20 protein-coding genes and 1 pseudogene are annotated in these 23,903 nt (G+C 36.7%); 12 read left to right on the forward strand and 9 right to left on the reverse strand.

Annotated elements, in window-relative coordinates:
* Window positions 1-268: 268 nt before the first annotated feature.
* Entirely contained in the window at window positions 269-478 is a 210-nt protein-coding gene (locus H1X92_RS07105; RefSeq protein ID WP_180559485.1) for a hypothetical protein, read from the forward strand.
* Window positions 479-566: 88 nt separating this feature from the next.
* On the opposite strand, the gene H1X92_RS07110 is transcribed toward H1X92_RS07105, so the two are convergent.
* A complete protein-coding gene (locus H1X92_RS07110) occupies window positions 567-1,289 on the reverse strand; it encodes an alpha/beta fold hydrolase (RefSeq protein ID WP_180559486.1) in 723 nt (240 codons plus the stop codon).
* 437 nt (window positions 1,290-1,726) lie between these two features.
* Here H1X92_RS07110 and H1X92_RS07115 point away from each other — a divergent pair, with 437 nt between their 5' ends.
* The 3 genes from H1X92_RS07115 (at window position 1,727) to H1X92_RS07125 (ending at window position 3,816) form a co-directional block, all read left to right on the forward strand.
* A complete protein-coding gene (locus H1X92_RS07115) occupies window positions 1,727-1,909 on the forward strand; it encodes a hypothetical protein (protein WP_180559487.1) in 183 nt (60 codons plus the stop codon).
* Window positions 1,910-2,072: 163 nt separating this feature from the next.
* A complete protein-coding gene (locus tag H1X92_RS07120; RefSeq protein ID WP_180559488.1) occupies window positions 2,073-3,311 on the forward strand; it encodes an AAA family ATPase in 1,239 nt (412 codons plus the stop codon).
* A 7-nt stretch (window positions 3,312-3,318) separates the two neighbouring features.
* Complete coding sequence (locus tag H1X92_RS07125) at window positions 3,319-3,816, forward strand: RloB domain-containing protein (protein WP_180559489.1); 498 nt, start codon at window positions 3,319-3,321, stop codon at window positions 3,814-3,816.
* Between the two features lie 1,068 nt (window positions 3,817-4,884).
* Here the strand turns inward: H1X92_RS07125 and H1X92_RS07130 are convergent.
* Window positions 4,885-5,022 (reverse strand): pentapeptide repeat-containing protein, encoded by a 138-nt coding sequence (locus H1X92_RS07130; RefSeq protein WP_180559490.1) that lies wholly within the window; start codon window positions 5,020-5,022, stop codon window positions 4,885-4,887.
* 481 nt (window positions 5,023-5,503) lie between these two features.
* Here H1X92_RS07130 and dusA point away from each other — a divergent pair, with 481 nt between their 5' ends.
* Window positions 5,504-6,538: a tRNA dihydrouridine(20/20a) synthase DusA gene (gene dusA, locus H1X92_RS07135; RefSeq protein WP_180559491.1), complete on the forward strand. Its 1,035-nt coding sequence runs from the start codon at window positions 5,504-5,506 to the stop codon at window positions 6,536-6,538.
* Window positions 6,539-6,777: 239 nt separating this feature from the next.
* Here the strand turns inward: dusA and H1X92_RS16080 are convergent, their stop codons facing one another.
* Entirely contained in the window at window positions 6,778-6,906 is a 129-nt protein-coding gene (locus H1X92_RS16080; protein ID WP_255498984.1) for a hypothetical protein, read from the reverse strand.
* Between the two features lie 346 nt (window positions 6,907-7,252).
* On the opposite strand from H1X92_RS16080, the gene dnaB reads away from it, so the two are divergent.
* The 4 genes and pseudogenes from dnaB to H1X92_RS07155 all read left to right on the forward strand — a co-directional run bounded on the left by dnaB (window position 7,253) and on the right by H1X92_RS07155 (window position 12,544).
* Window positions 7,253-8,662 carry a replicative DNA helicase gene (gene dnaB / locus H1X92_RS07140; protein ID WP_180559492.1) on the forward strand — a complete coding sequence of 470 codons (1,410 nt, stop codon included), beginning with the start codon at window positions 7,253-7,255 and terminating at the stop codon, window positions 8,660-8,662.
* Window positions 8,663-8,693: 31 nt separating this feature from the next.
* On the forward strand, window positions 8,694-9,779 hold the full coding sequence (alr, locus tag H1X92_RS07145; protein WP_180559493.1) for an alanine racemase: 1,086 nt from the start codon (window positions 8,694-8,696) through the stop codon (window positions 9,777-9,779).
* Between the two features lie 57 nt (window positions 9,780-9,836).
* A pseudogene (locus H1X92_RS07150) lies at window positions 9,837-11,032 on the forward strand (amino acid aminotransferase).
* Between the two features lie 288 nt (window positions 11,033-11,320).
* The gene (locus H1X92_RS07155) at window positions 11,321-12,544 is read left to right on the forward strand and encodes a filamentous hemagglutinin N-terminal domain-containing protein (RefSeq protein WP_180559494.1); all 1,224 of its coding nucleotides are present in this window, start codon (window positions 11,321-11,323) and stop codon (window positions 12,542-12,544) included.
* A 521-nt stretch (window positions 12,545-13,065) separates the two neighbouring features.
* Here H1X92_RS07155 and H1X92_RS07160 read toward each other — a convergent pair.
* The 6 genes from H1X92_RS07160 to uvrA all read right to left on the reverse strand — a co-directional run bounded on the left by H1X92_RS07160 (window position 13,066) and on the right by uvrA (window position 20,583).
* Complete coding sequence (locus tag H1X92_RS07160) at window positions 13,066-14,076, reverse strand: calcium-binding protein (RefSeq protein ID WP_180559495.1); 1,011 nt, start codon at window positions 14,074-14,076, stop codon at window positions 13,066-13,068.
* A 276-nt stretch (window positions 14,077-14,352) separates the two neighbouring features.
* Complete coding sequence (locus H1X92_RS07165) at window positions 14,353-14,712, reverse strand: hypothetical protein (RefSeq protein ID WP_180559496.1); 360 nt, start codon at window positions 14,710-14,712, stop codon at window positions 14,353-14,355.
* A gap of 60 nt (window positions 14,713-14,772) precedes the next feature.
* The gene (locus tag H1X92_RS07170; protein WP_180559497.1) at window positions 14,773-15,156 is read right to left on the reverse strand and encodes a hypothetical protein; all 384 of its coding nucleotides are present in this window, start codon (window positions 15,154-15,156) and stop codon (window positions 14,773-14,775) included.
* Between the two features lie 221 nt (window positions 15,157-15,377).
* Window positions 15,378-16,124: a hypothetical protein gene (locus tag H1X92_RS07175; RefSeq protein ID WP_180559498.1), complete on the reverse strand. Its 747-nt coding sequence runs from the start codon at window positions 16,122-16,124 to the stop codon at window positions 15,378-15,380.
* A gap of 630 nt (window positions 16,125-16,754) precedes the next feature.
* Entirely contained in the window at window positions 16,755-17,240 is a 486-nt protein-coding gene (locus tag H1X92_RS07180; RefSeq protein WP_180559499.1) for a phenolic acid decarboxylase, read from the reverse strand.
* 508 nt (window positions 17,241-17,748) lie between these two features.
* Complete coding sequence (gene uvrA / locus H1X92_RS07185) at window positions 17,749-20,583, reverse strand: excinuclease ABC subunit UvrA (protein ID WP_180559500.1); 2,835 nt, start codon at window positions 20,581-20,583, stop codon at window positions 17,749-17,751.
* A 278-nt stretch (window positions 20,584-20,861) separates the two neighbouring features.
* On the opposite strand from uvrA, the gene H1X92_RS07190 reads away from it, so the two are divergent.
* The 3 genes from H1X92_RS07190 to H1X92_RS07200 all read left to right on the forward strand — a co-directional run bounded on the left by H1X92_RS07190 (window position 20,862) and on the right by H1X92_RS07200 (window position 23,602).
* Complete coding sequence (locus tag H1X92_RS07190) at window positions 20,862-21,407, forward strand: single-stranded DNA-binding protein (protein WP_180559501.1); 546 nt, start codon at window positions 20,862-20,864, stop codon at window positions 21,405-21,407.
* 802 nt (window positions 21,408-22,209) lie between these two features.
* Window positions 22,210-23,376: a reverse transcriptase family protein gene (locus tag H1X92_RS07195; RefSeq protein WP_180559502.1), complete on the forward strand. Its 1,167-nt coding sequence runs from the start codon at window positions 22,210-22,212 to the stop codon at window positions 23,374-23,376.
* Window positions 23,369-23,602, forward strand: a complete 234-nt coding sequence (locus tag H1X92_RS07200) for a retron Se72 family effector protein (RefSeq protein WP_202881804.1) — start codon at window positions 23,369-23,371, stop codon at window positions 23,600-23,602. Before H1X92_RS07195 ends, H1X92_RS07200 begins: the two co-directional genes overlap by 8 nt.
* Window positions 23,603-23,903 lie beyond the last annotated feature (301 nt).

The raw sequence follows: 23,903 nt of genomic DNA on the forward strand, positions 1-23,903 counted from the left end.
AATGGTTTCTGCATATTTGCTTAGCCGAGTAGTTATTTAATCATAACTCATTATTTTTAAAAATTATTTTCAATATGATTGTAAAAAAACTAGGCTATCTTGTTATAGCAACATTCTAAATAGATAATAAGTCCAATAAATTTTAGTGATTTTTTACCAACATCGGAAAAATCTCACATAATGTAAATTTATTGTTAAACTTACTATTTGCCTTTTATAATAAATCTTTCCTGTCATTACAATCGCAGTTCTAATTTAAGGGGCAAAAATGTTAAAAATTAAATTATTTATTTTATTTTCGTTTGTTTTTATCAATATGCCAGTTTTTGCTGATCCTCCTCAAGACAAACTACCTACTGGTAGAGACTGTGCTGCGCTTCTTTTGCCTGAAACAAGATCACAAGCTAATCCTCATGTAGATTTGAGCTTATGTGATCCACTCAATGCACGTAAATCGAACTTACCTCATAAAGTTTAATTTAACTTACTTTATTACAATCATTGTAAATAATACATATTTTATTGTATGTATTATTTTCAGTTTTATTTTCAATAAATAAAAAAATTTAAGGTCTACTGGCGTGAATAATGCATTTAGCAAGTTTTTGTGGATTAGTAAATAATACCTCATGGCTTCCTGGTAATGTAGTAAAACGATAGAACTTAAGACGGTTACTAAATTTAGGATGCCAACCATATTCACCCACCGGCAGAGCATTATCTGTTGAGGCGTATATGATGCTACGAGGAATAGTTAAAGATTCGAATGTTTTCAATGGAACTTTATCGTATTGGCTGGCAGCGCAACATGGTGTTAAAAAATTATCATAAACATGTTTTGCTTTTTCTAATTTTGCATCACCAATAAATAATTCTCTAAAAATATCAAAAGGTAGCATTATTTTTTTATCAATTGTGATTTTTGGCCAAATTTTATGATAGCTAGTAGGAAGCGTATTGAAAAGCGATTCTCCATCGCGTAAAACAAATGCATTATGAAAAACCAAACGCTTTATACGGGGTGATTCTAATTCTGCTAAGCGTTGTACAATCGTGCCACCAAAACTATAGCCTAACACAACCAGATCTTTTAAATCCTGTTGCCTAATATATTCAACGATAGAATCAACACAATCAGCATGACTGGTAGTAAAATCTGCCTGTAAACCATGGCCTGCGATGGTTGGGGTATGAACATTTAAACCTTGATTACGTAATATTTTGGCAACATCACCCCATGCACGTCCATCATGCCAAGAGCCATGTATAAAAAGGTAAGTATATTGCATAATTTATTGATCTTATAGTTAGAATTGAATGTAATTAATAATTTTTTGATTTAAAAATTATATTTGTTTTTCCACATAGAGATAAGCAATACAGCATTAGCATGATGCTATAGCAGAATACCCTGCTTAAAAAGCAACAATTTGTTAAGGTTAAGTTTTATTTTATCTTTTATTGTCATGACTTTGCTTGAGTACAGCATTTTTCCTTTAACCTGTTGTTATTCTCATTGTTGGTTTTTGGACGGATGGCAAATAACTTTTCTGAACAAATAGCCTAGGTACTAAGTTAACTTTTTGTTTATTCTGCGTTACCCACTAAATTTTTATTTCCTATCTGTTTGAAATTATTGCCAGTGCTTAACGGTATGAGATAGAACCATCTAGAGTTTGACGTTACGCTAAGTATAAGAGAGTCATTTGATAGCAATCTTCATTAAATGGTTGTTACTAGCCAGGAATATTATTTAGAAGCAATAAAAAACCATATTAAAACAGCGAAAATGTACGACCACACAACTAACCTAAAATTAACGCCAGACAATGAATTAACCGCAACTACAGGTAATCAGAATCACCGCCGTTTTAGCATGGCACTGATGCTTGATAGGATCAGCGGCTAATAAAAATCAAGTAGTTACAAATTTGTGGTGTGCTATTGGGGTGCTGATGTTTTTTAATTTTAATAATTTTTCATCTATCTGAGACTTTTTTATATAGACATCGCTTGTTTTTTGTATAAACTCAACTGAAATAGACAAAAATTTGTTTAAATGAGGTAAGTTTATGCTGCTATGGTATAGATTTAAAAATTTCTTCTCTTTTCAAGAGGAAACCAAGGTCTCCTTTACTCTTAAAAAGAATTCACCAGAAACATACTATGATGTGGAATTTGAAAAGGAAAGAGTGACTAAGGTATTGGTAGTTATGGGTGCTAATGGTGCTGGTAAGTCTAATTTACTTAAGCCTTTAGCTTTTATACATTGGATTTGCACTTCTGCTTTCAAAGACTTAAGTAAAAATGAAAGATTACCTTTTTTTTCGTATATGATGAAAGAAGATAAAGTTTCTGAAATAGAAGTGTCTTTTATGAACAGAGACCCCAATAATATTAACTTTTATTTTAAATATTTTATTCAATTTAATCAGAATAAAATTTTACATGAAGAATTGAAAGTGAAGAGGGCTGATAATAGACAATATTTGTCTTGTTTCTACAGAAAGCTCAAAGGTGATAAACAAGAAATAAAAATCAATGAGGACGCAATTGAGAAAATAGTTAATGAGAGAAGTTTATTAGAAAAGAGTGAAATGGAGACGATACCTGCCAATGCGACGGTTTTGTCTTATTACTATAGAAAGAGCAACAAACTAGCCTCTTATATTGTTGAATCGATGAGTTTTCATTCTAATTTAAATATTTATGGTAAAAATTATTTTAATACTGGTAGTATCATAGAGACAGCGAAGAGATATAGTGAGAATGCGGAAATATTTTCACAAGCTATAAATTACATAAAAAAAATGGATTTTGGCTTAGATGGAGTTAAGTTAAGAATTGGAGAAAGGATTAATGAGGAAAATGGTGAAAAAGATAAAATTATTATACCGTTTGGTACACATACCAATAACGAGGACAATTTTGAATTACCATTTATGTTGGAGTCAGCAGGCACGCAGAAATTTTTTACACTTATTTATTATTTACTAGTGTCATTAAATAAAGGTGGTGTAGCTGTTATCGATGAATTAGACGGAGATTTACATCCAATTATGGTATCTGAAATATTAAATATGTTCAAAGATGACGAGATAAATAAAAATCATGCCCAATTAATTTTTAGTTGCCATACGCCTGAAGTACTAAATAATTTGAAGAAACATAACGTATATTTAGTAGAGAAGAGTGATTGTGAGAGTACAGCTTGGAGAATGGATGATATCCAGGGTTTAAGAAGTCAAGATAATTTATATAACAAATATATAACAGGAGCCTTGGGCGGAATTCCAGATATTTGCATATAAGGGATAGATGATGGCTTCTAGAAATAACAAGCGCAGAGTAAGAAAAACACTTTTAATAGTAGGTGAGGGATCCTCTGAGAAAGCATTTTTAGGACATTTAAAATCATTATATTCTACGGCTGCTGGACCCAGTATTAGTCTGATTTCAGCAGGTGGAAAAGCTCCAGATGGTCCTATCGACGAAGCGATATCATATAAGAAACAACGTGAATACGATGAAATTGTTGTTTTGCTCGATACAGATATAGCGTGGAAAAAAGAAAAAATAAACGAAGCAGAATATAATAATATAAAATTAGTAGGTTCAGAGCCATGTCTTGAAGGTTTGTTATTAAAGATTCTTGACAAATCTGTATCTGATGAAAGTAAAAAATGTAGAACACAATTGCAGAATATGTTACCTGGTAAATCGACAGAAAGTAGAAGTTATGTCCCTTTATTTAAGAAAGAATTATTAGATAAAGCCAGAAATAAAGTTGAACATTTGAATATTTTAATACGTTAAATAAGCGGTGAAAAATAAAAATTTACTCTTAATAAAATCAAATTTATCTTATTTTTGTCTTTGTTAATCATTTTACTAATAATTACTATGCACCATTTTTGGTGCTTTTTAATCATTCATGGTATTGAAAAAATTTTAAACGCTAATAATTAGTAACTAAAGTAATATTTAAAAATATAGAAGATTTTATTTAATAATGTTAAATAAGTAGATTGCTTTTGAGTATCTCGCCTACTCTTATTTATTTTGTTATATCTTAAACTATTATCTCCTATATATTTTTAACTATAATTGATATAAGTTTTGTTCGGATGATTTTAATAAATTTTGAATTCAATAAGTTAAACATAATAAAAATCAACATATCGATAATAAAATAGAAGTAAGTTTATTATTTAACTCTTTCACCATTGGTAAAAGAGATATGTTTATTTTCATTGATTATAAATTTAACGGGATATAGTTTATTTATCTAGAGATGGCAAATTAATTTTTACTTCTGAGCAGGGAATAATACGATTTTTATCACTTAATACCATACCACGCTCAGAAAGCGTTAATGGAAGGTCATTGAGATCTGGAGCAATTAAAATCAATTGGATTTGCAAATGAAAAGTCGCTGGCCGCGATAAAAAATAGAGTCATTAATACCTTACCTAATTTGTTCATCTTTTTTCCGTATAAATAAAAATTTTCATTAACATTAGTTTAGCTAACATTAAAGTCAATTAAATTTTACTTATAACTAATTTAATTGATATTTTTATTAAACATTAACAATATGAGTTTATTTAGATAAGCACTTAGCACGAAGCGAATTTAATTTTGTCTTAGACATCAATCTAAAACTTTAGCAGCACAATATTGGCAAGAGAAACGGTTAAGATAGGTTTATAAAAAAAAGATTAATTAGTATCTTTGTAGTTATCATTATCTCTATAGCAGTTATTATCTTAATTTACATGCAATAAAAACAGTCAATTATCTAATTAACCTCTTCTTAAACTGAAGAGGTAGATTTAGTTTAGCTAAATGGAGCGCAAGAAGCAGGAGGGAAAACTTGTTTGGTCATTTCAATTGCTTGATACAAAAGGGGGGAGAACTATATTCAGCGGACTTACATAACTGCTTTTTTACATCATCCAAATTTGCTTGAGCTAGATTTGCCTTAGTTAAATTTGCTCCTTGTAAAACTGAATTACTCATATCACTATTCTTAGCTAAAGAAAGAAAGCTAAGTCCGAAGAGTGAGATAATAGTCAATGTCTTAAATAACGATTTCATAATTTATTCTCTAATGATTCTATAAAAAAACATTTTCAGCCTTAATTAACTACAATTCAATAACATTTATGTAAATACAATATAATGTCACCAATAAAATTTTTTTAATTTTTTATATAAGTTTTATACCAGATGATGTTTAAAAACTCCCCGCTATGGAGGGAACTAATTTTCTATGATTTCATCATGAATGCATTAATAGATAACCTAACCTCAGTCGTTAAGGACTTTCTACTAGGTTGCAAGTCTGAAATGGCAGTGCGTATATAGAGCCATTCCACATATAGATGTTTCTCTATGGTATAATCAGCAAGTAAACAAATAAACCCTCTCTATAATGGTTGCTAAAAACCAGTGATGCCATTTAGAGGCGATAAAAAACAACATAGCAAAACAGCAAAAAATGCACGATAATACAACTAACCCAAAATTAACGCCAGGCAACGAATTAACCGCATCTACAGGTTACCATGACCACCACCGTTTTAGCGTGGCACCGATGCTTGACTGGACAGATCGCCATTGCCGCTATTTTCACCGTTTATTGACTAAGGAAGCGTTACTTTATACCGAAATGGTGACAACTGGCGCGCTTATTTATGGTAAAGGTGATTATCTGGCTTATAGTGAGGAAGAACATCCAGTTGCTTTGCAGTTGGGTGGTAACGAGCCTACGGCCTTGGCCAAATGTGCAAAAATGGCTCAGCAAAATGGTTATGATGAGGTCAATTTGAATATAGGTTGTCCTTCGGATCGTGTTCAAAATGGCCGTTTTGGTGCTTGTTTGATGCGTGAAGGCGGGTTAGTAGCGGATTGTATAAAAGCAATGCAGGATGCTGCGACGATCCCGATAACAGTTAAAACCCGCATTGGCGTTGATGATGATGATAGTTATGCTTTTTTAACCGATTTTATTGATAAAATTGTGACAGATAGTCGATGTCGTTTATTTATCATTCACGCGCGTAAAGCTTGGTTATCAGGTCTAAGTCCGAAACAAAATCGGGAAATACCGCCGTTAGACTATTTACGTGTCTATCAATTGAAAAAAGATTTTCCTCAGTTAACCATTGAGGTTAATGGTGGTATTAAAAACATTGATGAGGCTAAACAACATTTACACCACCTTGATGGTGTTATGATAGGACGAGAAGCTTATCAAAATCCGGCATTATTAACTCAGGTTGATGTTGAATTTTTTGACCAAAGTAGCCTAGTTATTGATCCGATTGTTGCAGTACAAGCAATGTATCCTTATATTGAACGCGAGTTGAAACAGGGAACTTATTTAGGTCATATTACTCGTCATATGTTGGGCATATTTCAAGCTATTCCTGGTGCCCGTCAGTGGCGCCGTCACTTGAGTGAAAATGCCCATAAAAAGGGCGCTGATGTGACTGTGGTTAAGCAGGCACTTGAGTTTATTACTGGTAAATAATTGACTAACCCAGGTTATTTTACCTATGCCAGACCTGGGGGCGGTTTAATTAAAGGGAACTAAAAGCGCGATCAAAATTAGCGAACATATAGAGTATCTAACTAATGAAAGCGGCCTTAATTTTATTTTTATTCGCATTTTATTTGCCGGTTTTGGCCCATTTTTGGCAAACTATTTTCCATCAATTGTACAGTGAGATTAATTAATTGCAGAAAATCAGCTAATTCAACATTGTTACCCTATTGTTCCAGAAGGGTGTTAAATTTTTGCTTAGCATAATGACAAATAGTTTGAAATTCATTACTAGAAAAGCGATCTTTGCTATCAACATGATTAATAAATGTATTGTTCTCTGGATAGCTGTTCATAATAATTAAACTCTGTTTAATTAAAAAAATTTACTTATTAAAAAATCAATAAACAATATAATTGTTCGCGAATATACGATCTGAAAATACAGTTGATTAATGGTGACGTTTAACTAGTGAATCATTAGCAATGATTGCAATATTTTTCAGAAAGTTCAGATTTATTGCCAATATTTTGCTATGTTTGATTGAGGAACATTGCAACATTTTCAGATTTTCTGTAAAAGATAACAGGGAACAATTCTTAAGGTTCAATCTCACATTAAATGATCAAATTGTCACGAAATAGCAGTAAATAGCATATACTGATGAGCGACTCTATTGATTAATGGGTAAAGAAAGTGCTATGGCGAAGAAGTATTCCGCAGAAACCGTATTTATTGGTCAGAAAGATCGTCAAATAGAGGGGCTAAAAATGCCACCTCACTCCTTAGAAGCTGAGCAATCTGTACTTGGTGGATTAATGTTAGATAACGAGCGTTGGGATCATGTCTCGGAACGCGTAACTAACGCAGATTTTTTTAGTCGACCGCACCGCACCATTTTTGCTGAGATGCAACGTCTGCTTGAGCAGAGTAGACCAATTGATCTAATTACTTTATCTGAATCATTAGAGCAGCAAGGGGAATTGGATAGTGTCGGAGGCTTTGCCTATCTAGCGGAATTAGCTAAAAATACCCCAAGTGCTGCCAATATTAACGCTTATGCTGATATTGTGCGCGAACGTGCTGTCGTCCGTGATATGATTGCGGTGGCAAATGAGATCGCTGATGCCGGTTATGATCCTCAAGGTCGAACTAGTGAAGAGTTACTGGATTTAGCTGAATCACGTGTTTTCCAAATTGCAGAAACCCGAGCCAATAAAGATGACGGTCCGAAAGGGATTGAAGAGATCTTATCGGAAACCGTGGAAAAAATTGAACAACTCTATAAAAAGCCTCATGATGGTGTGACAGGTGTATCTACTGGCTACCAGGATCTAGATAGAAAAACCGCAGGATTACAAAACTCTGATCTAATTATTGTGGCAGCTCGCCCTTCAATGGGTAAAACTACTTTTGCGATGAATTTATGTGAACATGCAGCAATGACGGAACAAAAACCGGTCTTGATTTTTAGTTTGGAAATGCCGGCTAATCAAATCATGATGCGTATGTTAGCTTCCCTGTCGCGCGTTGATCAGACGCGTATCCGTACTGGCCAACTTGATGACGAAGATTGGGCTCGTATCTCCAGTACCATGGGACTGTTGATGGAAAAGCGCAATATGTACATTGATGACTCTGCCGGATTAACACCGACGGAGGTCCGTTCACGTGCTCGCCGTGTTTACCGTGAACATGGTGGTTTAAGTTTAATTATGATCGATTATCTCCAACTTATGCGTGTTCCTTCCTTGTCCGATAATCGCACACTTGAGATTGCCGAAATCTCCCGTTCGCTTAAGTCATTGGCAAAAGAGTTACAAGTGCCGGTGATTGCATTATCACAACTTAACCGTAGCCTGGAACAACGAGCGGATAAAAAACCGGTCAATTCAGATTTACGGGAATCCGGCTCCATTGAACAGGATGCGGATTTAATTATGTTTATTTATCGAGATGAGGTTTATAACGATAATTCAGATCTTAAAGGGGTATCAGAAATTATTATCGGTAAGCAGCGTAATGGCCCAATTGGAACAGTACGTCTGACTTTCAATGGACAATGGTCTCGTTTTGATAACTATGCCGGGCCAATCTACCACGACGAATAGTCAATCTATTTAATTTAATACGGAGAGTAAAATGAAAGCGGCAACCGCTGTCATTGACCGCCGCGCTCTGCGTCACAATTTACAACGAGTTCGGGAAATTGCGGTTCATAGCCGCATAATAGCTGTCGTTAAAGCTAATGCTTATGGGCATGGTTTATTAGAAACAGCGCACACAGTTAAAGATCTGGCTGATAGTTTTGGGGTTGCTCGTATTAGCGAAGCAATAGCATTACGTGAAAATGGGATCAACAATCCCATCTTATTATTAGAAGGTTTTTTTGATCTGGCTGAATTACCTATTATCACTAGGCATGCAATTGACGTTGTTGTACAAAGTATTGAACAACTTGAAACGTTAGAACAGATTAAATTAGAAAAACCGATAAAAGTTTGGATGAAACTTGATACTGGTATGCACCGTTTGGGGTTTAGACCTGAAGAGGCAGCAATATCTTATGCGCGCTTGATGGCATGCCAAAATATCCAAAAGCCTATCAATATTATGAGCCATTTTAGCCGTGCGGATGAGCCAGGGCTCCCGGCTGCTACCAATCAGCAATTGGCTTGTTTTAATGCTTTTATAAAAGATAAACCGGGTGAAAAATCGATCGCGGCATCCGCCGGTATTTTATTATGGCAGGCATCATATTTTGATTGGGTGCGCCCTGGCATTATGATGTATGGTGCTTCACCACAAGAAGGTAAACAAGGCAAAGATTTTGGTCTCCTACCAGCGATGACACTCAAATCTAATTTAATTGCTATTCGTCAACATAAAGCCGGAGAGCCGGTTGGTTATGGTGGAGTTTGGGTTAGTGAGCAGGATACCAATCTGGGTGTAGTTGCTATTGGTTATGGCGATGGTTATCCCCGCAATGCCCCATCTGGTACACCAATACTAATAAATGGGCGCAAAGTGTCGATTGTTGGTAGAGTCTCTATGGATATGATCTCAGTAGATTTAGGATTTGAAAGTAAAGATAAGGTCGGCGATGAAGCGATCATATGGGGAGAACTATTGCCTGTTGAAGAAGTGGCAGCATATACTGGGGTCAGTGATTATGAATTACTAACAAAGCTAACCTCGCGGGTAGCAATGGAATACCTGGACGAATAAATTTGTCGTAGGTTATTTAATAAAAAATGGCTGTGCTGATAGTAGGGAGAATTTTAAGTGTTTCAGAATGTTGATGCCTTTGCGGGTGATCCTATCCTATCATTGATGGATGAATTTAATAAGGATCCCCGTGAAAATAAAATTAACCTTAGCATTGGCCTTTATTATGACGGCAAAGGGTATACTCCTCAACTTGGAACTGTTGGTAAAGCAAAAACAGAGCTTAACCAATTACCCGCTATAGCCTCCCTCTATTTGCCGATGGAAGGATTACATAACTATCGGTTAGCGGTTCAAAAGCTGCTTTTTGGTGCGGATAACCCACTAATAAAAGAGCAACGTATTGCAACAGTACAGACTATTGGAGGATCAGGAGCCTTAAAACTAGGAGCCGATTTTTTACATCGTTATTTTCCTGCTTCAGAGGTTTGGTGTAGTGATCCGACATGGGAAAATCATGCTTCTATCTTTATGGGATCAGGCATTAACGTCCATTATTACCCCTATTTTGATGTCGAGACCAAAGGGGTAAAATTTGCAGAAATGCTGGCAACATTCAAACAACTGCCAGCAAAAGTATTATCTTTATGCATCCATGTTGTCATAATCCGACCGGCTCGGATTTAACAGCGCAGCAATGGGATCAAATAACCGAAGTGGCAAAAGCGCGTCATCTTATTCCTTTTCTTGATATGGCTTATCAGGGATTTGCTAAAAGTATGGATGAGGACGTTTATGCTATTCGCACAATGGCTCAGGCTGGCTTACCGGTATTTGTCAGTAATTCATTTTCCAAGATTTTTGGTTTATACGGTGATCGGGTTGGCGGTCTATCTATTATTTGCCAAAATCAACAACAGTGTGAACGGGTATTTGGCCAACTAAAGGCGGGTGTACGTCGTCTCTATTCGAGCCCGCCGTCAAATGGCGCTAAAATTGTCGAACATGTGCTAACCAATGATTCATTACGCACTGAATGGTTAAGTGAGGTAGAATCGATGCGCCAGCGCATCTTTGCTATGCGTACAATGCTAGTTAGCAATTTGAAAAATGTGTTACCTGAGAAAAACTTTGATCACCTACTAAAGCAGCATGGTATGTTTAGTTACACCGGCTTTAGCCCAGAACAGGTTGCGCGTTTACGTGAGGAGTTCGCGATATATTTGGTTAGCACAGGGCGTATTTGTATGGCGGGTGTTAATCAACATAATGTTCAAAGGATTGCTCAGGCTTTTGCCGCAGTAAGTCGTTAACTAAATTTAATTACCATCAATGATTCTATTAAAGCCAGTGATTATCTAAACACTGGCTTTTATTTATTAAACATAAAATTATAGAAATCATATTTAATTCTAGGAATAAAAACAAAATACCATTAATTAAATTTAACATATTGAATTATAGTTAAAAATAATGATCATTATTAGAATAACTAATTAAATTGTTGATTATTATATATTGCCTATTAAATTTTTGTTTTCTATTTTGAGACGTTAATTTTCACCCTCATATTTATGCAAAAATAGAATATAGGTAATGCAATGAAAAATAAAATTATTCGTTATAGCACCAAAATAGTTTATCTTATTGCCAGTTATCCTCTGTTGCCGGTTTTCAGTTCCACTATCCAAGCGATAAATGACCAAACTCAGCTATCGGTTAAAAATCAAATTCCTATCATCAATATAGCTGCGCCAAATCAGGCGGGTATTTCTCATAATCACTATCAGCAATTCAATATACCGCCGCAAGGTGCGGTCTTGAACAATGCCATCCGATCCACTCATAGTGAACTAGTTGGTCAACTGGCTAAAAATGAACAGCTGGTTGAGCGGGCAGCAAGCTTGATCATTAATGAAGTAACCGGCTCATCTTCTTCACAGCTTAAGGGCAAATTGGAAATTGCAGGTAGGAAAGCGGATGTGATCATCGCTAATCCTAATGGCATCAGCTGTGATGGCTGTCATTTCAGCAATATTGGTGGATTAACCTTAACAACGGGCCAGCCGGCACTGAATCAACGAGGCGAATTTGCCCATCTTAGGGTGAAAAAAGGTGATATTAGGATCCTTAATAAAGGACTCTATAGTGGTAGTCAAGATTATGCAGAGATGATCAGCCGTACTGTTACTATCAATGCCAGTATTCTCGGCAAAACTATTAGCTTATTGCCAGGCAGTAATGCGATTGATTATCACACTGGAAAGATTTCCCAAATAACTAGCCCGAGCCTAAAACCACAATTTGCTGTTAGTATTACAGGATCGGGTGGGATCTATGCCAATCGAGTTAAAATAATTGCCACCGAGCCAAAATGTGAAGTTAAGCTGGATAATATTAAAACTAGTGAAAGAGATTTATTTGTTTCTGCTAAAGGCAAACTGACGCTAGGCCATATTACCACTAAACGTCATTTAACTGCCAAAGCGCCAGCCGTTATAATCCCTGCAACTAGTGAAATTTTATCTCAGCAAGATCTATTAATTGAAAGCAATAGCCTAATTAATCAAGGTAAAATAACCGCTCAACAAAATATGCATCTATTTAGTAATATCATCAGCAATCAGGGTGAAAGCGCTAAAATTGAAGCCTATAACAATCTTTGGCTGCAGAAAAATGCCAGAGGTGAGCCAAGTGAAAGGATTGAAAGTAATGCGGCGGCTATCTCAACGCAAACCGGTAATCTGATCCTAGAAGCCAAACAAGTGATTAACTACAGCAATAACGAAACCATCACGGCACAATTAATAACACCGGATAAGTAACAAGGTTAAAGCATATATTGTCAGAACAAATGGCGCTGGCATGAGTACTTGTGTCAGCAAAAATCTAAAACCTAATTCTGAGATCAAATGAAAATAGACTGGTTTGCTGAAATCGCTCCAGTGCTAAGGCAATTTGTTTAATCGGAAAAAGTGGCTTACAAATTAGCTTCCCGGCTAGTCGTTAGTCGAATTTTTGCCGGTAATAATTTCTATATTAAATGCGCAAAGTGCATAAACAATTTCTGCCTTGCGGCTAGATACAGTCCAGCTTACCCTAAAAGGTAAGGAAGTCTTTGATAGTTTGGGTGCCAGAAGTGTTGCTAGGATTTCGAACCTAGGGATTAAAAGTAACAGACCGCCATATCAAGCTAATTAAGGCGCTTGGTGATAAGAGAGTGTGCTTTGAGCAAGAAGATTGGTAGCCAATTAATATATCGTAACAAGATGCAGTGCTGAGTAAAGCAACCCGCTCAATCAGTAATAAGTTGGTGGGCTGCTGGCTAAAATTAGTTTTTTGCAGGTTAAATGATAATATCCTTTGCCGGATCAACGGTGCCGATGATGTCGATTTGAAACTCTGCTTGTCCGTCGCCATCATGATCAAGCATTAATTTGGTTAAATTTTCTGTTTTATTATAATTAATTATCATTTCATTTTTTTGCTTGGAAAACTTATTTACCAACTTAATCATAACATCACAATTATTAATTTTCTTTAAAGAAGAGATATCTATTTTATCGCTACCAGTTTCAAAATCAGTTATTTTATCTGGTGATGCGGATAGAGAATCATTAAAGGATAGATACTTAAAAGTATCATTTCCTTTATTTCCTTCTGATTGTTTATCACTAAAATCGCCTGTTAGTGTATCCCGTCCTAAGCCACCTGATATTATATCATTGCCTGCATCACCCGATATTTTATCGTCTCCAGAACCGCCTAATAGGGTATCATTACCTAAACCACCCGATAGTATATCGTTTCCAGAGTCTCCTGACATGATATCATTTCCAGCATCACCATACATTGTATCATCGCCAGAACCGCCTAATATTCTATCATTTCCAGAGTCACCTCTTAGTGTATCATCACCGGAGCCACCTGATAGCATATCGTCGCCAGAACCACCTGATATGCTATCGTTTCCTGATCCGCCTGATATTTGATCGTTTCCTGCATCACCAAATATTTCATCATCTCCGGCATCTCCTAATATGATATCATTTCCAGCATTACCTGCTAGTTTATCATCTCCTTCATCACCTAATATGGTATCATCTCCGGCATTACCTGATAGGTTATCATCTCCTGTATCACCTAATATGGTATCGTTGCCCGCATTACCTGATAGGTTATCGTCTCCTGCATCACCTAATATGGTATCGTCTCCGGCATTACCTGATATGGTATCATCTCCGGCATTACCAGATATTATATCATTGCCTGCATCACCTGAAATGGCATCATTTCCTTGATTACCTATTAATATGTCATCATTATTAGTACCGTTTATTTCCTTAGTCAAAGCCATTTAGTGCTTCCTCTTTTTTTACAATTATTTAACATTAATGCCATTGCACTCAATGGCATTAAAACTCATATTTAATATAATTAAATGAATTAACTGTAGTTTAAGATTAGGAGTCTAGTAGCAAGAGCCGTTCTATTTTATGATTTTTTTCACACTTTATTAACAACCAAGGGTTATGACTTTGTCGTTACGCGCGAAATTTTTCTGTGCTGTTGTCAGTTTAATTTTTCTTGATGCGGTTAGGGGGTTGGATCTGTACAGACATTATTTAGCTATTTAAACAGATCCGTCCTCATCGGTCCAAGAACCTCGATTTACATCCAAATTTTGTAGCTCAATCATTGTTGAATATTGACTATTTTCGTTAATGCTATTTAGTTGTTTTGTTATCAATTCAGAAATATGTTCTTCTATCGCAGCGAAAGGCACATCGACTCCCTTTAGCTCTGAAATACTGGCATTGATCACTTTTATAGATTGAGAAATTGAGTGATTAATATTGGCTGCTTTTGCTAGTTTAAAGCGAGATTGATAGCCGTCATGAATCGCTTTCTGCAGTTTATCTCGTTTAATTTTTCCAACCACCGAACCGATAGCAAGTACAACCCCGATGGTAGCTCCTCCAGATGCTGCCATAGAAGCGATTTCGAAGGAGGCAGGTAATCCAACTAACTCAACAAGCGCTGCTGCGCCGATTTATCCTGTAGAGACTAAGTAACTTGTTGCACCGACAGTTATAGACTCTGATACAATGTTCGCGGTAATAATTGGGGCGATCATTGCTGGTATTTCAAAATTTAATGTGTTAAAGGAGAATTTCTCAAATTTAATCTTTTCATCATTTATTTCTTTTTCATACATTCCCTTAAGATAATTATTCAACTCGACTACATTGTCTTGGATTTCCTTAATCGATAGCGCATTTTTGCTGGCATAGGTTTGACAATCTACCGCTATTTCATGCGCTCGGGCTTCCCTAACTGGATTGTCTGGGAAATAGGTATCGCCGGTAAATAACCCGGGAAGATATTTTGTGTAGACACTGGTAAAGCCATCGGCAAAATCACTCCAAAAGCTCATTTTCACCTCATTCAATTAATTAGTTTTAATTTAAAAACGCCAATGATTGCCATTATGTTGGTAATAGCGGTTTAAGCTTTAGCAAAATTACATTGCAATCATCTTTGGTTTTCGCTAGCGCAATAAGCGTCACAAGCAACTGAGCATTGGTTTCAGGCGATAAAATTGCGTGACTAGATTTGTTATTCAATAAGATCTATTAAATACTGGTTAAGTAACCATTAATCCTCATCGGTCCAAGAACCTCTGGATTTGTCAAGAGCAGCCAGAGTCGTGTTGGTTAAAGAATCGATGTTATTCAGTTCAACTTGGTTTCGTTTTATCGAATTGTCAATGATTTTGTCTATCTGCTCTTTCGATACATCAGGCCCTAAGGCGTCTAAGACGACTGAAACTGACGTGGTGACAACATTCAGTTTACTGATAACAATTTCATTCGTCAGTTCAGCTTTTTTTAATTTGAACCTGGGATCAACCGACTCTTTAATTTTGTCTTGCAAATTTTTCCGTTGTACCGCCCCTGTGACTGAATCAATAATGCCTTGAACTAGAACAGCCGCTGCGATCCCACCGAATACAGTGCCCACTCTAAACCACTTTGGTAGACCTACTAATTTAATAAAGGCAGCTTCACCAATACGCCCTTGTTGCAGAAGATATGATTTAGCGGCTAGAGACAAGGCTTTGTTAGCGATGCCATAGGTAAGCATCGGTGTAATGACGTCAGCAACACTAATTAAAATTTTATGTGTTTTTGACTCTGCGACAAAATCGATATCATGAAATTTTACTGGTGTTCCAACAACCTTGTATGCTTTGCGTATCGCTTCATTTGCGTTATTTATTGCTATTTCGTATTTGGTATGTTGTTGTGAAATATTACCGACTGCCGTGGAATTGTCGGCGACAAGTTCTGTCAGTCTTACCGCTCTTTTTTCATTATTGGGATAAAAAAGATTATCAAACATAATTGATAGCTCTCGTAAATTTTATTTATGTTAAAATATTTATTGGGTTAATTAACCCAGAATATTGATTTTTATATAATTTTTTAGAAAGTAAACGCTAACAAACACGATTATTTTATTTGCTAAACCGGTTCTATTGCCGCCCAAAAACAGTTGTAATTTAAGTCACTAATCAAAGTATTTTACATTTACCCTTTACTGATAAAGAGCTGGGTATATTAAGCATGTAAATTACTCTTAAATGACTATTTGCAACTTTTTTCACCATTTTCGCGATCTGTGTAAGGAGGAAGGCGGCATAAGAAGCAAAAGCCAACATTTTCTTCCTTAATAATTAGTGAGCTAATAGTATAGAACGGATTGATAAAAAAATAACAAATTATTAACAATTTTATGGCATGGGCACTATGAGCAAAAAAGTCGGCACGTTATTTGTGCATTGCTGGTTTAATATAAGCCATTAATTGATTTAGCGGTTTTCTTTATCAAATTCTTCATCACCATCCGTGGTATCAAATGTTTGCGATAGCTTTTGGTTAACAAAATAGTTTTTATATTGATGAACTTAACTATCCACATTTTATTCTGTCATATCAGTCGGTAGATGGCCTATCGAAGCTTTTACTAGCGTTATTTTGCTTGTTCATTAGTGGCACAGGAAATTACGCCGTCATTATTTAAATCACAACTATGCACAGCAGTAATGGTGGCAAATTCATCCATGATTTCGATCGGGTAGGTAGGCCCAGCTTCACGATAGGCTTCCATTTCATTTAGATGGTCATTCTGAAAACAGGCGGTTTTTTCTGGTTCCTCGATGACCCAGCGCGGAAAGAATGCGGTACAGTGCAACAATTGGATCCGAAGATTTAAAATTACACTAATACTTGTTCCGGTTGGTTCTGTCCAGGATGCTTTATATATGTTCAGTCCGATCTGTACAATATAGGCAGATTGATCTTTTACACATCGGTTACTGGCGGAACCACTACAGACCCGATAATCCACGGTGTTGTCGTTTTTTATGTAAATTTCATGCTGCCAGCCGTTTTCATAAGTATATACGAGGTGTTTGCCAACCAAATTAGTTAAGTCATGCTTGTCAAAATTGTTCATTTTTCACTCTCTTTTTGTGGGTGTTAACTATCGTATTTATTAATTTTTTAACCAGATAACGCAATCACTCAATAATGTAATTTTTGTCTTAACAGAATCTAATAGCGGGTTAATTAAATATAGAGTAATACTGTAATGATAAACTGTTTGCTAAAATAGAGTTGAAAAGCGCTATTTATCTTTGACACTTGAAACTCGGATAAAAAGCAAGATAAATAAAAATGATAAACTTAACATTATCTTTGCTGATAAACGCGTTCACATTGTTAATTTTGTGTTAATAATAGAATGGATGGAAATTTTTGCGTTTATGCAATCAATCAAAATCGATACTCAAACAGATTAAGAGCGTGAAAAGGGGCTGGCAGGTACTAGCACTACAAAGCGTTTCTTATTATAGCAAATATTCCGTTCTGATTGTCATTGGTAACAATAATGTTGAGCAATAGTGCTCCCAGCAGCAGAGCCGGGCGATTGTTCAGTTTTCTATAGCGGAAATAATGGCTTATTAATAACCACGTTTTAGGATCGGTTTTAAAAACTGACCGGTATGTGATTGCTTACATTTTACAATCTGCTCAGGTGTACCGGCGAATAAGATCTCACCACCACCACTACCGCCTTCTGGACCCAAATCAACAATCCAGTCGGCTGTTTTTATCACGTCTAAATTGTGTTCAATGATCACGATTGTATTGCCCTGATCACGGAGTTGATGTAATACATGCAACAGTTGTTGAATATCAGCAAAATGTAAACCGGTGGTCGGTTCATCCAAAATATAGAGCGTTTGGCCGGTACCGCGTTTGGAAAGTTCGCGAGATAACTTAACCCGTTGTGCTTCACCTCCGGATAAAGTGGTTGCCGATTGGCCTAAACGAATATAAGAAAGTCCCACGTCGATTAATGTTTGCAATTTTCGCGCTAGCGAGGGGACAGCGGAAAAATATTCACGCGCTTCCTCAATAGTCATTTCTAACACTTCGTGAATATTTTTGCCTTTATATTTGATCTCTAACGTTTCACGATTATAGCGTTTGCCCTTGCAATGATCACAGGGAACATAGACATCGGGCAGAAAATGCATTTCAACTTTGATCACTCCATCCCCCTGACAAGCTTCACAGCGTCCACCTTTGACATTAAAACTGAACCGTCCAGGGGTATAACCTCGCGCCCGAGACTCAGGTACACCAGCAAATAATTCCCGTACCGGCGTAAATACTCCGGTATAGGTAGCTGGATTAGAGCGGGGGGTTCGGCCGATCGGACTTTGGTCAATATCAATCACTTTATCGAAGAATTGTAATCCTTCAATATCGGTATAAGGCGCCGGGGTTGCATTGGTAGCTTTATTTAATTGCCGCTGGGCAATAGGAAACAAGGTATCATTGATCAAGGTTGATTTACCTGAGCCGGAAACGCCAGTAATACAGGTAAATAAGCCAACAGGTAGTTCCAGTGTGACATTTTTTAGATTATTACCTTGGGCACCAATCAACTTTAAGATTTTTTCTGCATCGAGTGGTACTCGTTTGAGTGGGATGGCAATTTTGCGCTCACCACTAAGATACTTACCGGTTAATGAATCTGGATTGCTAATAATATCGTCCAGGCTGCCTTGAGCAACGATGCATCCTCCATGTATACCTGCTCCCGGGCCGATATCGATAATATGATCGGCGGCGCGGATCGCATCTTCATCATGCTCGACCACAATAACCGTATTGCCTAAATTTCGTAAATGCAGCAAGGTCTGTAACAGCCGATCATTATCTCGTTGATGTAAACCAATCGAAGGTTCGTCCAATACATACATGACACCAACTAAACCGGCACCAATTTGACTTGCTAGCCGTATGCGTTGCGCTTCGCCACCGGATAAGGTCTCAGCTGAGCGAGAGAGGGTCAGGTAATTTAATCCTACATTGACCAAGAATTTTAATCGATCGTTAATTTCTTTCAGAATCTTTTCCGCAATTTGTGCACGTTGCCCACTGAGCTGCAAAGTTTGGAAAAATGCCATTGCATGGCCGATACTAAAATCTGAAATTTCTGGTAGGGTGGTATTTTCAATAAACACATAACGGGCTTCTTGCCGTAAACGGGTGCCATGACAGGCTATACATGGCCGATTATTGATATATTTTGCCAGTTCCTCGCGCACGGCCATTGATTCGGTTTCTTTATAACGGCGCTCCATATTATGGATCACCCCTTCAAAGGGATGGCACCTTACCGTAACATCGCCGCGATCGTTTTGATATTTAAATTCAATTGCTTCTTTGCCGGAGCCATATAAGATCACTTGCTTGATCGCCGGATCTAACGAACTAAACGTGGCTTCGACATCAAATTTATAGTGTTTAGCTAACGATTGTAGCATCTGGAAATAATAAAAATTACGTCGATCCCAACCGCGTATTGCCCCGCCAGCTAAAGAAATTTCCTCGTTTTGGATCACGCGTTCCGGGTCGAAAAATTGTTGTACACCGAGTCCATCACAAGAGCTACAAGCTCCTGCTGGATTATTAAAGGAAAACAGGCGCGGCTCTAATTCACTCATGCTATAACCGCAGATTGGGCAGGCAAAATTAGCGGAGAAAACGAGTTCAGTTGCCTTACTGTCATCCATATCAGCGATAACCGCAGTACCGCCTGATAACTCAAGCGTAGTTTCAAACGACTCAGCCAGCCGTTGCGCTAGCGCGGCACGAACTTTAAAACGGTCAACGACCGCTTCTATAGTATGCTTTTTATGCAGTTCTAATTTAGGCGGATCGGAGAGATCGCAAACTTCGCCATCAATGCGGGCACGAATATAACCCTGTGCGGCCAGATTATCCAATAGCTTAATATGTTCACCTTTACGCTCTTTAACTACCGGTGCCAGCAACATTAACCGCTTGCCTTCCGGCAGCGCCAGGACGTTATCAACCATCTGGCTAACTGTTTGCGCTGCTAACGGCGTATCGTGATCAGGACAGCGAGGTTCACCAACCCGGGCAAACAACAACCGCAAATAATCGTGGATTTCGGTGATCGTACCTACCGTTGAGCGTGGGTTGTGTGAGGTGGATTTTTGCTCAATCGAAATGGCCGGTGATAGTCCTTCAATATGATCAACATCCGGTTTTTCCATTAAGGATAAAAACTGCCGGGCATAGGCAGACAGTGATTCAACATAGCGGCGCTGGCCTTCTGCATACAGGGTATCAAATGCCAGGGAAGATTTTCCTGAGCCTGATAACCCAGTAATAACAATCAATTTATCGCGAGGAATAATTAAATTGATATTTTTTAAATTATGGGTGCGCGCACCTCTGACTTCAATGTTATCCATATACCACATCCCGGATGAGAACACATTCAAACAGTAAATAAAACGTTTTATTATTACACAATTTTGGCTGAATGAATATACAGTACAGTATAGGCGTTCATATTCTGCAATTTAATCGTCAAACTTAAAAAAATTTAGCAATATTGCAGTATAATTTTCTAAGGCGTTTCGCAAACCTTAATCGCAACGGTTTGGTTTCCATATTCAATAGCGTGTTCGCATGTTAAACTAGCGACACTTCAATTTAGGCAAAAATATTAATACATCAGGAGTATCGAATGGCCAGCAGAGGCGTTAACAAAGTCATACTTATCGGCAACTTGGGACAAGATCCTGAAATTCGTTATATGCCAAATGGTGGTGCGGTTGCGAATCTTACGCTGGCCACCTCTGAAAGTTGGCGTGATAAGCAAAGTGGCGAAATGCGGGAAAAAACAGAATGGCACCGTGTTGTGATCTTTGGCAAGCTGGCGGAAGTGGCAGGTGAATATTTACGTAAAGGTTCACAAGTTTATATTGAAGGCTCACTACAAACCCGTAAATGGCAAGATCAAAATGGCCAGGATCGCTACTCTACCGAAGTGGTGGTGAATATTGGTGGAACCATGCAAATGTTAGGGGCGCGTGGTGGCTCACAAGAGGGTATGTCACAAAATAATCCAGCCAGTGGCTGGGGACAACCACAACAACCGCAACAGCCACAAGCAAGCCAGCAGTTTAGTGGTAACGCGCCAGCATCAGCGCCAGCTGCCCATTCCGGTAAAACCGCTCCCGCGACACCGGCTGAACCACCAATGGATTTTGATGATGATATTCCGTTTTGAGAGATGCTAACCACTTGATTTGGTTTAAGTTTTATTTTAAATATATATATATTAATAATAGGTTAGATAAAAAGTTTACAGGAGTATTAGGATTTCTGTAAATTTTTTTATCCTTGTTTTGTTGTTATGGTTTATTTTGAATTATTGTGACATTGATTCGAGTGTTTCAATTGTATTTTGTAAAGATTTTGCGCACACCTAATTTATTGATGTGATCGATGTATATTTTTTAAAATCCATTTATTTATTATGGATATAAGTGATTGACTATGCATGAATGCCGTTTTAGCATGTATGCGTAGGTGTTATTCGCCTATTTGTGGTTCTAGTGTTTTATATTTGTTGATTTACACAGAAAATCGATGCTCTCTAACATGAGCGATCCGAAAGGATCATGACCGGACTCCTGGGGTTCTATGGGAATTTTTCTCGAACTCAGCTGAAGGCAGATATAGATAGGTCTAATAAGCGACAGTTGTCTGGCGATAAGTTAGGAGTCAGCTCAGTGGTCAATTAAATTATTTCTGTGGCTCTTTTGGTTGGTCTGGCGAATTTTAAACCAACAATAAGGAGATTTATGTTTATGCGTAAGCTAACACTCAAATATAAACGCATTACAAAGAACACTGAATCGATATTCGAAGCCGAGTACGAGACAAAAACACAAGTTGACCAGAGCTCACGGAAAATAGGACTGGTATCAGACTATATTCCTGTGATCGTTACTGTAGTGGTTATCTTCTTTAAGCAGATGTTTAACCACTTCTAACGATTGACTCCTTTCTTTTTGTATTGGTGGTTTATGGATAAGCCTTATTACCCTTTTAATGCTATTGCTTCTATTGAAGCTCTTGCCAGAACATTAGGTATACACCCTAAATTACTGTGTTCTATTGCCGATAAGGTAGAATCATCTTATTCTACTTATGATTTAGCTAATAAAAATAGAACAGTATTTGAACCTAAGTATGAACTTAAAAAAATACAGAAACGAATTAACTCAAGAATTTTCGAAAAAGTTGAATATCCTTTATATTTACAAGGTGGAATAAAATCCGAAGTTAAACGGGATTATGTTGAGAACGCTAAGATACACTCTCATGCGGAAACATTAATTAGCCTCGATATTAAAAAATTTTATACAAATATAAAAGCTGATAAAGTATTTTCTGTATTTAAATATTTTTTTAAATTTCCAGACGATGTTTCTACTATTTTAACAACATTAACAACTTATAGGGGACGTGTTCCACAAGGTGGATGTACTTCTAGCTATCTCGCAAATTTAGTATTTTTTAATTCAGAATACAGCCTTGTTTCAGCCTTTAGGGGTAAGGATGTTAAATATTCAAGATTGCTTGATGACGTGACCCTTTCTTCTGAAAAAAATTTAGATAGTATTAAGTGTACTAATTTAATTAAAAATGTTGTGGCAATGTTTAGATCCTACGAATTGAGATTAAATACAAAAAAAACAAAAATTGAATATAGAGGAAAGGCAAATAAAGGTTTTGAAGTTACTGGATTATGGGTTGAGCATAAAAAACCGAAAGTAAGGAGAAAAGAGCAGCGTTATATTAGGCAGTTAGTATATAATTGTGAGCTGCAGTATAATGACAGGAAAACTAATTCAGAATATCATGAGCTTTGGAATAAAACTTCAGGGAAGGTGGCTAAATTGGTGAGGTTAGATCACTCTCAAGCCAAAAATTTAAGAGAACGGCTTAGATTAGTATTGCCCCAATACGATAATAATACAGCTTATAAATTGAAAAAATTAACAAATAAATCACTGCAAGTACCCAAAGAGCACCATCAAAAAATTGGTCGAATAAGAGATTATAATAGACTGATATTTAAGTTGGGTATTTTAAAGCGCTCTCACCCCGCTTTAGCAAAAGTACTAATTAAAAAATTGAAATCTCATTATTTAAATGTACCGACCAATAAGGAGTATTGGCTTGAGTGATGAAACGGTTGCTCGTGAGTTTGGAGTTATACATACTTACGATCCTTTTAAAGGTTTTGGCTTCATCAGAAGGACTAAAGGTAAAGATGTATTTTTCTTTTATGATCAATTGCCAAAAGGGGGAACAGAACTTTCGGAAGGAGATCTCGTCAGTTTCGGTGTTGAAAAAAAACCAAAAGGTCCTAGAGCTATTAATATACAAAAAGTGGGACATATTGCTTCTTGAAAAGTCTTCTTCATAACTTGAATTATATTGTTAGCTATTAATATCGAACTTCTTTACTACTGTGTTTTTAGTTTAGTTCACATTCCATCTGTATAGATTGCTGCTAATATGTCTTATTCTTCCTCTAAAGCTTAGGTTGAATCTCTTTCTACTTAAGTAGACTACTATTAGTATTTTTTATATCGCTTTTCATACTCAATAAAAGACAGCTAATTATTGAAACCGCTCTGATGCTTAACATTGCAGAACATCTCAACATATTCGTAGATATCCATATCAATTTGTTTACATGAGGAGTAAA

Origin of the sequence: Arsenophonus endosymbiont of Apis mellifera (genome assembly GCF_903968575.1) — a bacterium.
GTDB lineage: Bacteria > Pseudomonadota > Gammaproteobacteria > Enterobacterales > Enterobacteriaceae > Arsenophonus > Arsenophonus apicola.

Excerpts from the sequence above, each read along its gene's own strand:
- H1X92_RS07195 (WP_180559502.1), top strand. The coding sequence starts at position 22,210 with ATGGATAAGCCTTATTACCCTTTTAATGCTATTGCTTCTATTGAAGCT.
- H1X92_RS07180 (WP_180559499.1), bottom strand. The coding sequence starts at position 17,240 with ATGAACAATTTTGACAAGCATGACTTAACTAATTTGGTTGGCAAACAC.
- H1X92_RS07105 (WP_180559485.1), top strand. The coding sequence starts at position 269 with ATGTTAAAAATTAAATTATTTATTTTATTTTCGTTTGTTTTTATCAAT.
- H1X92_RS07160 (WP_180559495.1), bottom strand. The coding sequence starts at position 14,076 with ATGGCTTTGACTAAGGAAATAAACGGTACTAATAATGATGACATATTA.
- H1X92_RS07175 (WP_180559498.1), bottom strand. The coding sequence starts at position 16,124 with ATGTTTGATAATCTTTTTTATCCCAATAATGAAAAAAGAGCGGTAAGA.
- H1X92_RS07120 (WP_180559488.1), top strand. The coding sequence starts at position 2,073 with ATGCTGCTATGGTATAGATTTAAAAATTTCTTCTCTTTTCAAGAGGAA.
- H1X92_RS07165 (WP_180559496.1), bottom strand. The coding sequence starts at position 14,712 with ATGGCAGCATCTGGAGGAGCTACCATCGGGGTTGTACTTGCTATCGGT.
- H1X92_RS07170 (WP_180559497.1), bottom strand. The coding sequence starts at position 15,156 with ATGAGCTTTTGGAGTGATTTTGCCGATGGCTTTACCAGTGTCTACACA.
- uvrA (WP_180559500.1), bottom strand. The coding sequence starts at position 20,583 with ATGGATAACATTGAAGTCAGAGGTGCGCGCACCCATAATTTAAAAAAT.
- dusA (WP_180559491.1), top strand. The coding sequence starts at position 5,504 with ATGCACGATAATACAACTAACCCAAAATTAACGCCAGGCAACGAATTA.
- alr (WP_180559493.1), top strand. The coding sequence starts at position 8,694 with ATGAAAGCGGCAACCGCTGTCATTGACCGCCGCGCTCTGCGTCACAAT.
- H1X92_RS07125 (WP_180559489.1), top strand. The coding sequence starts at position 3,319 with ATGATGGCTTCTAGAAATAACAAGCGCAGAGTAAGAAAAACACTTTTA.
- H1X92_RS07130 (WP_180559490.1), bottom strand. The coding sequence starts at position 5,022 with ATGAGTAATTCAGTTTTACAAGGAGCAAATTTAACTAAGGCAAATCTA.
- H1X92_RS16080 (WP_255498984.1), bottom strand. The coding sequence starts at position 6,906 with ATGAACAGCTATCCAGAGAACAATACATTTATTAATCATGTTGATAGC.
- H1X92_RS07190 (WP_180559501.1), top strand. The coding sequence starts at position 20,862 with ATGGCCAGCAGAGGCGTTAACAAAGTCATACTTATCGGCAACTTGGGA.
- H1X92_RS07115 (WP_180559487.1), top strand. The coding sequence starts at position 1,727 with ATGGTTGTTACTAGCCAGGAATATTATTTAGAAGCAATAAAAAACCAT.
- H1X92_RS07155 (WP_180559494.1), top strand. The coding sequence starts at position 11,321 with ATGAAAAATAAAATTATTCGTTATAGCACCAAAATAGTTTATCTTATT.
- H1X92_RS07110 (WP_180559486.1), bottom strand. The coding sequence starts at position 1,289 with ATGCAATATACTTACCTTTTTATACATGGCTCTTGGCATGATGGACGT.
- dnaB (WP_180559492.1), top strand. The coding sequence starts at position 7,253 with ATGGCGAAGAAGTATTCCGCAGAAACCGTATTTATTGGTCAGAAAGAT.